14 protein-coding genes are annotated in these 14,259 nt (G+C 31.5%); 11 read left to right on the top strand and 3 right to left on the bottom strand.

Translation table 11 applies throughout. The features are described from left to right. Nucleotides 1-7 precede the first annotated feature (7 nt). Nucleotides 8-1,762 carry an Eco57I restriction-modification methylase domain-containing protein gene (locus LGK97_RS04485; protein WP_226258548.1) on the top strand — a complete coding sequence of 585 codons (1,755 nt, stop codon included), beginning with the start codon at nt 8-10 and terminating at the stop codon, nt 1,760-1,762. An 11-nt stretch (nt 1,763-1,773) separates the two neighbouring features. On the opposite strand, the gene speE is transcribed toward LGK97_RS04485, so the two are convergent. Then, on the bottom strand, nt 1,774-2,601 hold the full coding sequence (speE, locus tag LGK97_RS04480; RefSeq protein WP_226258547.1) for a polyamine aminopropyltransferase: 828 nt from the start codon (nt 2,599-2,601) through the stop codon (nt 1,774-1,776). Nucleotides 2,602-2,854: 253 nt separating this feature from the next. On the opposite strand from speE, the gene spoIIAA reads away from it, so the two are divergent. The 6 genes from spoIIAA (at nt 2,855) to spoVAE (ending at nt 6,478) form a co-directional block, all read left to right on the top strand. Next, on the top strand, nt 2,855-3,190 hold the full coding sequence (spoIIAA, locus tag LGK97_RS04475; RefSeq protein ID WP_226258546.1) for an anti-sigma F factor antagonist: 336 nt from the start codon (nt 2,855-2,857) through the stop codon (nt 3,188-3,190). A gap of 13 nt (nt 3,191-3,203) precedes the next feature. Then, on the top strand, nt 3,204-3,632 hold the full coding sequence (gene spoIIAB, locus LGK97_RS04470; RefSeq protein WP_226258545.1) for an anti-sigma F factor: 429 nt from the start codon (nt 3,204-3,206) through the stop codon (nt 3,630-3,632). Between the two features lie 10 nt (nt 3,633-3,642). After that, nucleotides 3,643-4,398, top strand: a complete 756-nt coding sequence (sigF, locus tag LGK97_RS04465) for an RNA polymerase sporulation sigma factor SigF (RefSeq protein ID WP_226258544.1) — start codon at nt 3,643-3,645, stop codon at nt 4,396-4,398. 245 nt (nt 4,399-4,643) lie between these two features. Next, entirely contained in the window at nt 4,644-5,096 is a 453-nt protein-coding gene (spoVAC, locus tag LGK97_RS04460; RefSeq protein ID WP_226258543.1) for a stage V sporulation protein AC, read from the top strand. 6 nt (nt 5,097-5,102) lie between these two features. Further along, nucleotides 5,103-6,119, top strand: a complete 1,017-nt coding sequence (gene spoVAD / locus LGK97_RS04455; protein WP_226258542.1) for a stage V sporulation protein AD — start codon at nt 5,103-5,105, stop codon at nt 6,117-6,119. After that, nucleotides 6,119-6,478, top strand: a complete 360-nt coding sequence (gene spoVAE, locus LGK97_RS04450; protein ID WP_226258541.1) for a stage V sporulation protein AE — start codon at nt 6,119-6,121, stop codon at nt 6,476-6,478. The genes spoVAD and spoVAE overlap by 1 nt, the downstream gene beginning before the upstream one ends. A gap of 79 nt (nt 6,479-6,557) precedes the next feature. Here spoVAE and LGK97_RS04445 read toward each other — a convergent pair whose 3' ends face one another. Beyond that, entirely contained in the window at nt 6,558-9,053 is a 2,496-nt protein-coding gene (locus LGK97_RS04445) for a transglycosylase domain-containing protein (protein ID WP_226258540.1), read from the bottom strand. Nucleotides 9,054-9,313: 260 nt separating this feature from the next. Here LGK97_RS04445 and yunB point away from each other — a divergent pair, with 260 nt between their 5' ends. Then, a complete protein-coding gene (gene yunB, locus LGK97_RS04440; RefSeq protein ID WP_226258539.1) occupies nt 9,314-10,003 on the top strand; it encodes a sporulation protein YunB in 690 nt (229 codons plus the stop codon). Between the two features lie 106 nt (nt 10,004-10,109). Here yunB and hpt read toward each other — a convergent pair whose 3' ends face one another. Next, complete coding sequence (hpt, locus tag LGK97_RS04435; RefSeq protein ID WP_226258538.1) at nt 10,110-10,634, bottom strand: hypoxanthine phosphoribosyltransferase; 525 nt, start codon at nt 10,632-10,634, stop codon at nt 10,110-10,112. A 121-nt stretch (nt 10,635-10,755) separates the two neighbouring features. Here hpt and hflX point away from each other — a divergent pair, with 121 nt between their 5' ends. From hflX to LGK97_RS04420, 3 genes are all read left to right on the top strand, one after another. Further along, the gene (gene hflX / locus LGK97_RS04430; protein WP_226258537.1) at nt 10,756-12,543 is read left to right on the top strand and encodes a GTPase HflX; all 1,788 of its coding nucleotides are present in this window, start codon (nt 10,756-10,758) and stop codon (nt 12,541-12,543) included. Between the two features lie 114 nt (nt 12,544-12,657). Then, the gene (locus LGK97_RS04425) at nt 12,658-13,167 is read left to right on the top strand and encodes a hypothetical protein (protein ID WP_226258536.1); all 510 of its coding nucleotides are present in this window, start codon (nt 12,658-12,660) and stop codon (nt 13,165-13,167) included. A gap of 181 nt (nt 13,168-13,348) precedes the next feature. Further along, on the top strand, nt 13,349-14,245 hold the full coding sequence (locus LGK97_RS04420) for a nucleotidyltransferase domain-containing protein (RefSeq protein WP_226258535.1): 897 nt from the start codon (nt 13,349-13,351) through the stop codon (nt 14,243-14,245). Nucleotides 14,246-14,259 lie beyond the last annotated feature (14 nt).

The raw sequence follows: 14,259 nt of genomic DNA, 5'->3' as shown, positions 1-14,259 counted from the left end.
ATTGTAAATGCTAGATTTGTTTAACCAAAAAATATGTGAATTGTATGATGTTATTTTAAGTCCAATAGAGGATATATTTAAAGTAATTGCTTTAGAAAATTATAAAAAGAAAATGGAATTGCTACATAAAAACAGCTTTGGAGAAGTTTATTATGAGTTTATCAAAAACAATAAGGAAAAAGGGACTGTTTATACTCCAGAGCCTATAGCATCTTATATGCTAGAAAACACCATAAGTGCAGAGCAGATAATAAAGAACCCATATATAAAAATAGTAGACCCATCATGTGGTACCGGGAATATATTGATTTTATGCTTTAAACTTCTTAGGAGTTTATACATCGAAAATTTAAATATAATAAATAAGCAAAATGGGTTGAAATTAAATAAGAAATGTATTGATGAACATATAATAGCACATAATTTATATGGCTTTGATATTGATGAAATTGCTCTAAAGATTCTGGTCATAGATTTGTACGATTTAAGTAAGGGGAATATACTGGGTAATGTTTTAAATATAGATTTTCTATTATACGAAAGTGAATATAAATATGATATTTTTATAGGTAATCCACCCTATGTAGGTAAGAAATCTATAAACAATGAATATGCTAGTTATTTAAAAAGTAGATATAAAGATGTATATAGTGATAAAGGGGATTTGTCTTACTGCTTCTTTAAGAAGGCGCTAGAAGACCTTAATACAGGCGGTAGACTAACATTTATTACTTCACGATATTTTTTAGAATCACCTAGTGGAGAAGATTTAAGGATAGTTTTAAAAGAAACCTGCACCATAGATAAAATTATTGATTTTTATGGGATAAGACCATTTAAAAATGTAGGAATAGACCCTGCAATTATGTTTTTAAGAAATTATAAAAATGAACATAATGAAATTGAAATTATAAAGCCTTTGAGTATTAAAGATAAAAATAAAAAAGGGTTCTATAATAGTATATTTCTAAAGGATGGAAATGAATTTAATAAATTTTTTGTCAATAAAAATTTACTTGATAATAAGGGTTGGATTTTAAGAGATGAAAAAGAAAGAAATATAATTAGTAAAATAAAGGAAAGAAGCTTTACTCAGCTAAGTAGCATTTGCAACAGTTATCAAGGTATAATAACTGGTTGTGACAAAGCTTTTGTAGTAAGTAGCGATATTATTGAAAGAGAGAATATTGAACAAAATATAATAAGACCTTGGATTAAGAGTAGTTATATAGAGCAAAATGAAGTTTTAAGAAAAGATAGTTATATCATATATTCAAATTTAATTAATAATCCACAAGAATACCCAAGTGCTATTGCTTATATTGAGCAAAATAAAGAAAAACTTTTGAAAAGAAGAGAATGCGAAAAAGGCATTAGGCAATGGTATGAACTTCAGTGGGGGAGAAATCAAGATATATTTGAGGGTGAAAAGATAATATTTCCATTTAAAGCAAGCAGTAATAGGTTTGCTTTTGATAAGGGTAGTTATTTTAGTGCAGATGTATATGCATTGATATTAAAAGAAGATGTGCCTTTTAATTATGACTTTTTATTATATCTATTAAATAGTAAAATATATGAGTTTTATTTTAAGACCTTTGCAAAAAAGTTAGGAGAGGATGCTTACGAGTACTATCCAAACAATTTAATGAAATTATATATCCCGATTATGGAAGAATTTCATGGCAAAGATGAAAGTTACTTATATGATTATTTTCAACTTAATGAAGAAGAAAGAAAGATTATACTTGGAAAAGTATAATCTTTCTTTCCTTATTTTACTAGGTCTTCTACAAACTTTGGTAATGTGAAACACGCCTTATGTAGTTTCTTAGTATAGTATCTAGTATCAAATTCATAAGTATTTGATAAATCTACTGTTTCTGGGTCATGCTTCTTTGACCCAACTGTAAAGCTCCAGTATCCACTTGGGTAAGTAGGAATAGCTGCCATAAATAACTTTGTAATAGGGAATACTGCTTTTGCATCATTAAAAACCCTTTGCACTACTTCTGGTAGGAAAAAAGGAGTTTCTGTTTGAGCAATGAAGATACCATCTTCTGTTAAACACTCATATATTTCTTTGTAGAAACTTCCTCCAAATAGTCCCTCGGCAGCTCCAAAAGGGTCTGTAGAGTCTACAATTACTACGTCAAACTCATTTTTATGCTCATGAACGTACTTTATGCCATCACCTATAAAAACTTCGCATTTAGGATGGTCTAATGCACAACTTATTTCAGGAAGATATTTTTTGCATTCTGTAACAACATCTCCATCAATTTCGCATAGTACTGCCTTTTCAATGCCTGGATGCTTTAATACTTCGCGAATAGCACCTCCATCACCTCCACCAACAATAAGAACCTTTTTAGGATTTGGATGAGTAAATAGAGGAATATGAGTAATCATTTCGTGATATACATATTCGTCTTTAATAGTAGTTTGAACTATTCCATCTAATACAAGCATACGTCCAAAGGCTTCAGTATCAAGAATCGCAAGATCTTGAAACTCAGTTTTTTTTGTCACCAAAGTTTCTTTTATTTTATAAGTCATTGCAGCATTCTCAATTTGACCTTCTTTAAGCCACATTTCCATTTTATTATGCCTCCTTAAATTTCAAAAGATAAACAACAATATTATAACAATGATTTTATTATAGGGCAATAGTTTAAAGATATTAGTGGAAAATGGGATTAGAAATAATAAATATGGTTATAATAGAAAAGTATGAATAAATATTACAAAAAAAGAAGGAAAATTATGTAACTAGTAGAATATAGAAGAAAGGAACATTATTTAATCAATAATAAAAGTTTATTTTAAATTCAAATGATTCGGGGGGAGAAAAATGCATTTAAATTTTGAAAATAGTGATAAAAAATTGATAGTTTACATGTCTGGAGAATTAGACCATCATAGTGCCGAGGAAGTAAGGAATATGATAGATGATCGCTTGGATAGAGATAACTACAATAAATTAATTATGGATTTCTCTGGGGTATCCTTTATGGACAGTTCGGGCATTGGGATGGTTATTGGAAGGTATAGAAAGTTGCACATGAGAAATGGTAAGGTATGTGTAACTAACATTAAGTCTTCGGTAAAAAGAGTGTTTGAACTGTCAGGAATGTTCAAGATTATTATGGCATATGACGATGTTGAACAAGCTATAAACAATATTTAGTGGGGGGATTAGTATGTTACACAATAGAATTAAAATTCAATTTTTAAGTAAATCACAGAATGAAGGGTTCGCAAGAGTAGCAGTAGCAGCCTTTGCGTCCCAATTAGATCCAACGATTGAAGAAATTACTGATGTTAAGACTGCAGTATCAGAAGCTGTAACCAATGCAATAATTCACGGATACGATAGTGAAGAAGAAATGATTACAATAGAGGCCATCATTAATGGAACTGAGCTGACTGTTATAATCAGCGACTCAGGACATGGAATTGATAATCTTGAGGTAGCTATGCAACCGTTATTTACCTCTAGGCCAGATTTAGAGAGGTCAGGTATGGGTTTTACAGTAATGGAAGCCTTTATGGACAGTTTAGAGGTAAAGTCTGATAAAAATGCGGGAACAAGTATAATAATGAAAAAAATATTTAATCCTTTAAGTTAGGTGGAATAATATGGATCAGAAGGTAGCTAAAAAAAATAACTACAATTATGAAGAAAACATGCAACTAATTCAATTAGCTAAAGAGGGAGAAGCTGGTGCATTAGATAAAATAGTGGAAATGAATTTACCGCTAGTTTCATCTATAAGTAAGAAGTTTCTTAATAGGGGATATGAGTACGATGATATATTTCAAATTGGGTGTATCGGCCTTGTGAAATCAATTAAAAATTTTGATACTAAGTATAATGTAAGATTCTCTACATATGCTGTGCCTATGATAATGGGAGAAATCAAAAGATTTCTTAGAGATGATGGGATTATAAAAGTAAGTAGAAGTGTTAAAAATACTGCGCGAAAGTTGCATTATGATAAAGACACTCTATCCAAGGAGTTGGGTAGAGAACCCACCATTGAAGAGTTGTCTATTTTTAGTAATATAGAAAAAGAAGATATAATATATGCACTAGAATCCGCTAGTAACATGCAGTATTTATTTGATACAATACACCAAGATGATGGTGCACCAGTACTTTTAATAGATAAATTAAGTGAAAAATACGAAGAAGATAATGAGGTCTTAGATAAAATTGCACTTAAAGAAGCATTAATAAAACTTGATGCAAAATCAAGGCAAATAATTATGCTTAGATACTTTAAGGATAATACACAAATCCAGGTGGCGAGAATGATGGGAATCAGTCAAGTTCAAGTATCTAGAATTGAAAAGAAAGTTTTGAAGATAATGAAGGAAAGATTAAGTGGATAAGAGCACAAGTAAAAGATTTAAACTATAATATGAGATGCTGAAATATTTAGGTAAATAAGATTGAATTTAGATAAACAACTTTAATTATTAACATTAAGTTGTTTATCCATAAATAGGTCTTATTTTTTTGACTAAAAACCGTTAGTATTGTAAATACTAACAGATAAACTTAACATTATTATGTTCACAACTAAATATAATCAATAATTACTGCATATGTTTATAGAACTGTTAGGAGGCAATTTATGAAAGTAGAAGAGAAAACCATAATTAAAAAATTCAATAACCTTAATTCTAATAAAACTCCCAAGCCTAATTTACTATTACATTGCTTTAATGCCTTCTGGGTTGGAGGACTCATATGTGTAGTCGGACAGTTTATTAGTGATTTTCTTACCTACATAGGTGTACCAAAAGATGAACTAGGAGCCAGTGTTTCCATTGTTATGGTATTTCTAGGAGCTATTCTTACTGGAATAGGCGTTTATGATAAGTTAGGTGATTTTGCAGGAGCGGGCTCAGTTGTGCCGATTACTGGTTTTGCAAATTCAATAGTTTCACCTGCTATGGAATTTAAAAAAGAAGGCTTTGTTTTTGGAGTAGCAGCTAAAATGTTTACTATTGCAGGCCCAGTATTAGTATACGGTATTGGCTCATCTGTAATTGTAGGGCTTTTATATTATTTTATAAGGTGGTGATTTAAGGTGGGTAAAAAAGTTGGAACTCAAACAGTGGAAATTGAAAGTAAGCCTAGAATTATTAGTACATATAGCATAGTTGGCCCTAAGGAAGGACAAGGTCCATTAAGCCAGCATTTTGACAGAGTTTTAGAAGATGATCTTAATGGAACTGAAAGTTTTGAAAAGGCAGAAACAAGTCTTTTATATACTGCGGTAACAGAAAGTATTAAGAAAGCAAAGTTAAAAGAAGCTGATATAAATTATTTGCTAGCGGGAGATTTACTAAATCAGCTATTTTCTTCAAGTTTTGCAGCTAGAGATTTAAATATACCCTTCATAGGTCTTTATGGTGCATGTTCAACCATGGCAGAATCTTTAGCCGTGGGGTCAATGATTATGGAAGGAGGATTTGCCAGATATATAGTAGCAGCTACTTCATCACACTTTTCATCTGCCGAAAGACAATACAGGTTACCACTAGAAATGGGGAGTCAGAGGGCAACTACATCCCAATGGACAGTTACAGGTTCGGGGGCAATGGTTCTAGGCAGAAAAGGTAATTTTCCTTATGTAACACATGTAACAATTGGAAAAGTTAAAGATTATGCAATAACCGATGTAAATAACATGGGAGTTGCCATGGTGCCTGCAGCTGTAGATACTATAAAACAACACCTTATGGATACTGGGAGAAAGCCTTCTGATTATGATATTATTGCTACTGGAGACTTAGGAAAACTAGGAAGACAATTTACAGAAGAATTATTATTAGAATATAAATATGATATGAAAGGTCATTATATAGATTGTGGTGAGGAAATCTTTAATTCTGAAAAGCAAGGAACTAATGCAGGTGGAAGTGGTTGTGGATGTTCCGCAGTGGTTGCAACGGGATATTTATACAAGAATATGCTAGCGGGAAAGCTAAAAAGGATACTGTTAGTTTCCACAGGAGCACTACTTAGCCCTACCTCATCGTTGCAGGGAGAAACCATTCCAGGGATAGCTCACGCTGTTGCAATAGAATTTGGGGTGATATAATGAGTAATTACATTATGACATTTGTTGTTGGCGGTATAATTTGTGCAATCGGTCAAATACTCATGGATACTACTAGGTTAACACCAGCACGGATACTGGTTATATTTGTAACTGGAGGTGTAATATTAGGCGCTTTAAATATTTATGATGTAGTAATAAAATATGGGAAGGCAGGTGGAAGCATACCTCTCCCAGGCTTTGGGTATAGTTTAGCTAAAAGCGTAATTAAGGAAGTTGATGAAGTTGGAATTGTCGGAGCGTTTACGGGAGGAATAAAGGGTACTGCAGGGGGCATTACTGCAGCAATTTTTTTTGGATATATTATGGCATTAATATTCAATCCTAAAACCAAAAAATAATAAGAAGACTACTATCAAATGAAAGGTACTTTGATAGTAGTCTTTTTATTTAATATCATCTCAGATGATGATTTAACTATTATGGTGGAGTAGGAGTATCACCATTTGAGGGAGGTACAACATTATCTGGGTTATCCGGGTTAATTGGAGGTAACCCATCTAAATCAGGAATTTCATCTTCAACTGGTGGGACAACAGGAGGAACTATTGTGTTTTTTGAAAAAGTATCAACTTCTGTTGGTAATACATAAGGCGAATCTATTAAAAATGCAGTAGGGGTGTAAGTTCTCGTTATAAAAACCTTTGATTCAATCTTATCTAGTGGCGTAAACTCTGATGCTAAAACATATTTACCACTAGGATCTTTTGTAACTTTAGCTTCAACATGTATACTATCTAGTGTTGTTGGCTGTGTACCATCAATAAATAGCTCAGAATAAGTTCTATTACCTCTTGGATCTGCATAGGTTAAATCAGTAGGTATATCACCAGAATCCTTTGAGATAGAATATGAGGATATACCATCAGGTCTTTCTATGTCCTTAACTGGAAGAGAAGTATGAGCTCCTTTCATAATTCCACCCCATAGTAAAGCAGCGGAATTACTACCCATTCCTTCAATTTTACGATCACCTTTATCTGTTCCAATCCAAACAGCTGCAGAGTAATATGGAGTTAAACCAACAAACCATAAGTTTTTTGAGTCAGAGGAGGTACCAGTTTTACCTCTAACAGGCATAGCGCTAAAATTAGCACTTGGACCAGTACCGTCTGGGCTTACAGGTCCAGATAATAAGTCATACATTATATAAGCACTCTGGGGAGATAAAACAGGTTTTGTTTGAAACTTTGTTTCAAGTATTACCTTACCTGTTCTATCAAGAACTTTAGTATATAACCTTGGAGTAGTGCGCATTCCATTATTTCCGAAAACACCATAAGCAGCAGCCATAGTGAGAGGGTTAGTTCCTTCATATTCACCACCATCTAATTGACCAAGGGCCATAGCAGCCATACTACTTTTATCAGTTTTATCAAGCTGTAATCCGAATTTTTCACCATAAGATACGCCAGTCTTAAGACTAATCATATCCTCAAGCTTCACAGCGGCCACGTTAACAGAGTATTTTAAACAATCTCTTAGTGTTAAGTATCCTCTATATTTATCTGGAGAGTTTTTGGGATTATAAGGAGGTTCACCGGGAGCTCCGTATTTCTTACCAATATCTTCAGGTACAGGCGAATCTTCAATGATTGTAGAAGCTGTAGCAATTTTCGAATCGATAGCAGCACTATATACAGTTAAAGGCTTAATGCTTGATCCTGGAGCCTTTAAGAAGTCAGAAGAAGCTGCTCTATTAAAAGACATTGGTCCTTCTATTCCACGGCCACCTATAATAGTTTTTACTTCACCTGTATGATAATTCATGATAACACAAGAAGCTTGGATGTCCTTTTGAATAGGATTAAGATTACTATCTCTTGGAAATATATAATCATAGCCGCTATTTTTGCCCTTTTGTACAGGATCATCAATTAAAATCTGTGATGCATCTTGCATAGTTCTATCCATTGTTGTATAAATTTTAAGTCCGTCATACATAAGTTTTGAGTATGCTTCCTCTTTACTAATGTTATATTTGCTCATTAAATCTTGTGCTACTTGAAGAATTACTGGTCTTGAGAATGATTCATAGTTCATTTTATTTGAATCTTTTATTGAAAAAGTAAACTTTAATTCTTCAGCCATAGCTAAATCAAATTGCTGTTTATCTATTTTCTTATACTTGTACATGTTTTCAAGGACAGCTTTAGTCCTACTTGAAACAAAGACCTCTTTATTCTTATAAGCTTTAGAGGATAACCCATAGGAGTTACTAGGGTTTTGTGCAGTACTTGCAATAAAAGCACTTTGTTTTAAGGTTAGTTCTGTAATAGATTTTCCAAAGTATTGTTGAGAAGCGGCTTCAACGCCATGAGCATTTCCTCCAAGATAAATAGTGTTCATATAAGCTTCTAAGATTTGTGGTTTTGTCAAAACCTTCTCAAGCTCTAAGGCCAAGGACATTTCTTGAATTTTTCTTTTTACAGAAGTTCTATTCTCCATGGAATCTTCTAAAAAAACTCTATATTTCACTAATTGTTGAGTGATGGTTGAAGCTCCTTGTAGACTTTGATTGCTACCGCTTATTTTTATTTTTATATCATTGAAAACTGCACCACCTAATCTTTTAATATCAATACCTGGGTGGGTTAAAAATCTTGAATCTTCAATGCTTATAAATGCATCTTGAAGTATTTTTGGAACTTTAGCAATAGATATATTAATTCTTCTTTCGGGAGCAATGTTTTCATCCATTAGTTTTTCTGAACTATCATATAATGTTGAGAGTTCGTCTAATTTTAAGAATTCATTAATATCTAAGCTAGGGGCAGTCTTAATCATTGCTAAGACTGCTCCTCCAGTAGCTACACTGACTACTAAAACTATAAGTAAGATTGCGAAAACAAAGCTTTTAAAGACTCTTTTGCCAGTTCCCTTTTTATTCTTTTTCGTGGGTTTCTTATTTTTCATTATGGACCCTCCTTGTATTGCTGTAGAGCGATATATCATCAATTATTTTGAAAATTACATTTTACAAGAGATACTTTAACAACATCGCAGATGATGATTTAACCAGTAATTATTATATTAAGCATAAAAGTTACTATTAATTAAGGATAATTAGTTTTTAATATTATACCATATATTTATATTAATATAAAATATTCAGTTTAGTACTGCACTTAATTCTGTACCTTAAAAGAATTACATATAATAGTATATAACCTTAAATGGAGGTAATTGATATTAAAACTAAAAATAAATCAAATATTAAAGTTAAGTTATTAATAATTATGTCCATAATCATGATAAACTTTACAATATCCATATATATTTTAGATAAAATTGTAATGCCAACAGTTATGGCGGTTGCCGATGCGGAAATGAGGGCAAAAGCTATAGAAATTGTAAATTGTGCAATTATGAATGAATATTCAAATCAATTTAACTACGATGAAATTATAAAAGTGGATAAGGATTTAGAAGGAAATATTGTTATGTTAAAAGCAGATACTCTAAAAATGAATAAAATAGCTAGCGATGTTGCTTTGGAATCTCAAAGAGAATTAGTGAAGCTAGGGGATATAGGCATTAAAATCCCCTTGGGATACATAACAAGAAACAATATTTTATCTTATTATGGTCCAAAAATAACTATAAGAATGCAACCTGTAGGTCATGTAGAAACCAGATATTCCTCTGAGTTTGAAAGTGCAGGAATAAATCAGACGCGACATAAAATTTATGTTAAAGTAAAGACCACAGTTAGAGTTATTATTCCTTTGAAAAGCAACGATATTGAGGTAAATAATGAAGTTCCAATTGCAGAGACTATTATAGTTGGAAAAACACCTAATACTGCAGTTCAATTAGATTTAAATGGTACGGGTTTCAAACAAGGAAGCAATGAGGGTAAATAAAATTAGGATAAAAAAATAAAGTACGCTTTCAAAAGGTACTTTATTTTTTGCTTAATTACTAAGTATTTGTACTAAGGGGATTGAGGCGTAAGCATTAAAGGAAATACTACTCTTCCCAATTAAATACATATGGTATATTTCTATAGTAGTCTCCGTAATTTAATCCATAGCCAACTACAAAAAGATCTGGAATTTCAAAACAACAATAATCTGGTTTTAGATCAATTTTTCTTCTTTCAGGTTTATCTAAAAGAACACAAGATTTTACACTAGCTGCTCCTAAAGATTTAACGCGAGATATAACAAAATCCATAGTTATTCCAGTATCAACAATGTCATCAACTATTAATACATCAAAACCTTCAATATTGTCAGGTATATCATTTAGAACGTTAACTGATCCTGTTGATTCTTCATCATGACCATAGCTTGATGTTGTCATAAAACCTATTTTTGTAGGTACAGTGATTTGACGTACTAAGTCCGCAGTATATATAAAGCTACCTCTGAGTAATGAAAGAATATACAATTTTTTTTCAACATAATCTTTTGAAATCTCAGCACCAAGTACTTCAATCCTTTCATCAATTTGTTCTTTAGATATAAGAATATTTATTTTTTTATTATCCAATGTTAAACACGCCCCCTAGATATATTTACAATAATGCTACAATAGTATAGAATTATATGAAAGTTGTCAAGTATAAGAAGATGAAAATAAGTAAAAATATTATTAGAATGGAGTGATTTATATGATATATGGAAATATTGATGGAGTTAAAAATTCAATTTTAAATAAATTAGAAAGTGCTAATGAAATAAAAGTTTCTAAAGATTGCATTTTATCAGAGGAATTAGTAGACATATTAGTTGAGACGACACAAGCCTTAGATAGAGAAGTAAGTGCTGCTATTGATAGAAAAGGTAAGATAATTAGTATGGCAATTGGAGACAGCAGCACAGTAGAGCTTCCAATAATCGACATAAGGGAAGGAAGATTGTCGGGGGTTAGAATAATACACACTCATCCAAATGGAAATTCTAGATTGTCTGCGCTAGACATGTCTGCACTAACAAAATTGAAGTTAGATTGTATTGTAGCCATTGGAGTAAAAGAAAAGGAAAACTTAAGCTATAATATAGGTTTTTGTGGAATTGAAAATAATCTTTTAATAGAAGAAGAAGTAGGACCTTTAAATATAAATGAACTAATGGAATATGATGTTTTAGATAAAATCAGACACATAGAAAGCTTAATGAGAGTAAATGAAATACTTGAAGATGATTCAGAACGCGCTATTTTAGTAGGTATAGAAAGCGAAGAAGACTTATTAGAGCTTAGGGAACTAGCAAAGGCATGTAATGTAGAAACCGTAGATATAATACTTCAAAATAGGCATAAAATAGATCCAGCTTTGTATATCGGTAGTGGTAAAGCAGAAGAAATTGCAGTTATTAGGCAAGCACTAAGGGCAAATTTAGTTATTTTTGATGATGAGTTATCAGGTTCACAAGTTAGGAATTTGGAGGAAGTACTTGGATGTAAGGTAATAGATAGAACTACACTAATACTAGAGATATTTGCACGTAGAGCAAAGACAAGGGAAGCAAAAATTCAAGTTGAGCTTGCACAATTAAAATATAGATTACCACGGTTATCTGGACTTGGAACAATGCTTTCAAGAACTGGTGCGGGAATTGGAACTAGGGGTCCTGGTGAAAAGAAATTAGAAATTGACAAGAGACGAATTAGAGAAGGAATTTATGACTTAAATAAGGAATTGGAGAAAATTAGAAATACAAGAAATATTCAAAGAGAAAAAAGAAGCCGTGAAGATATTTCAAAAATATCTTTAGTTGGGTATACTAATTCTGGAAAGTCAACACTTAGAAACAAATTATGTGAAGTTGCAGCTTTAAAAAGCGCTGTTCAAAAGGAAAATGTATTTGAAGCAGATATGCTTTTTGCGACTTTAGATGTAACAACAAGAGCATTATTATTGCCGGATAATAGGGTGGGAGCGGTAACTGATACTGTAGGCTTTATAAGAAAACTTCCTCATGACTTAGTTGAAGCCTTTAAATCAACACTTGAAGAAGTGGTGTATTCAGATTTGCTGATGCATGTAGTGGATGTCTCTTCTCATAATGCTGAGATACAAATAGAAGCTGTAGATGAAGTTCTAAAAGAATTAAATGCATTTGATAAGCCTATGATATTGGTATTAAACAAAATAGATAAAGCATCAGAAGAAAATATTTTAAAGATAAAGGAAAAATACAAAAACTTAAAGTGTATGGAGATATCAGCTAAGTATGGTACTAATTTAGAAGAATTACTTAAAGAAGCTTGTATAGATTTACCATACACTCTTAAAAGATTTAATGTTCTTATTCCGTATACTGATCAAGCTATGGTAGCGTATTTACATAGGGGATCAAAGGTAGATTCAGAGGAATATAATGAAGAGGGAACACTTATGTCTGTACAGGGAGATACTGAAGTCTATAATAAGTGTGAAAAGTATATTATTGTGTAATTGAAATTATTATTTTCTATTTTGAAAATCTTAGTAAGTGTAATAAAATCTATTAACAATTTATATAATTAAGTATTAGGTATTTAGCATTTATAAAAGGATTTAGGAGAAAAGATGGGAGATGAAAAAACAAATTCAGATTATATGAAAAGACAAAAAAATAAATCAACAACACAAGGTACTAATAAAGAATATGAAAAAAAGATTGAAGAGGATATCCTTGGACAAGGAACCACTACTGATGAAAAAGTATCTATGGAGCAACCAATACCTGATACAAGTGAAACAGATAATGGTTGTGACATTAAATCATTGACAGATAAGGTTGTAAATATAAATCTTTTAAGATTTGAATTGGATAAGTTAACCTTGGACTTTAAAGCAAGGGCTTATTTTGAAAATGACATAAAACCATTAATAGATACATTAAATGTTTTATCCTATGGATCCGCTAATTTTTCAATATCTGCAACTAATATGGCAGGTACAAATTTTGGACATAGTTCAAAAATAAAAGAATCTTTGGACTTAGTTGAGGAAATTAATGAGATAGCTGAGGAACTAATTGAAGTATTGAAATGTAAAGTTCACAATATGTTAAAGTTTTCAAAATATGATATTTAATAATTTTTAAATGAGAGAGATCATACTTAGTTGTAGGATTTGCTCTCTTTGTTTTATGTTACAATAAATTAATAGGAAGAAAAGTTTGTAATTGATAAAAATGTAGTGCTATAATCAAGGATAAAGGAATAATACAAAATTTTCGGAAAGTTAAATAACATAAAGCCTGGGGGGGAAATGAATGACAAAAACTATTTTGCAATATCAAAAAGCTTTTAATAGTGTAATAGATAGGGTACGGAGTGATGAGTCTGTTTTATCAGTAATGGTTTACGGAAGTATGGTTACGGGTGACTTATGGGAAGGTTCAGATATAGACCTTTTTGTAATTGTAAAGGAAGACTTCGATAAGATTAGAAATATTTATACTGAAGAAAGGGGAGTTTCAGTTCACATTAAACTCATGAGTAAGGAGAAGTTTATACAAATTTACACACACAATCTAAAGGGTGGATATTTGCACAGGATTTTTTCATCTTCAAGATTAGTATTTTCAAAAGATATGGATATTACAGTAAGATTTGATGGTGGTAGATTTTTTCCGGATATTGATAGAGAGCGCTGGGGAATGAGTTTTTTAGGGGAACTTTTAAAGGATATAGGAGTATGCAAAAAGTATTTATCAAGTAATGCTATATACACTTCATATAGTGCAGCTATTAGATGTATTGAGGGCTATTCAAGGCTATTTGTTAACACATCCGGATATATGATTAGTAAGGATGTTATGACCATGGCACTTAATTTAAATGAAGAACTTAAATTTTGCGTTGATAAGTTATTCTTTGAAAAATCAAATATATCTGAAACTATTGACGAGACCCTGAGATTCTTAGAAGAAAGTATAAATTCAAGCATAAAAGGTAACTGCAGTGTGCTTTTAAATTATATGAGAGAAAAAGATAAGTTCCTCAGTGCTGAGGAGATTATGGCAGAAGATTTATTTAAAGATTTTGATATTGATATGGAAGAATTGCTTTGTAAGCTATTTGAAAGAGATATTATTAAAAAGGAAAGCAGAGATTTTAAACTTGATAACAATAGAACAATGTTTAAACAAAATGTGTACTATATTTAATATCCTCAAAGGGA

It is taken from the genome of Clostridium sp. CS001 (assembly GCF_020443565.1).
Lineage (GTDB): Bacteria > Bacillota > Clostridia > Clostridiales > Clostridiaceae > Clostridium_AD.
The sequence above is the reverse complement of the archived record's forward strand: the minus strand, read 5'-3'. Positions and strand labels throughout refer to the sequence as shown.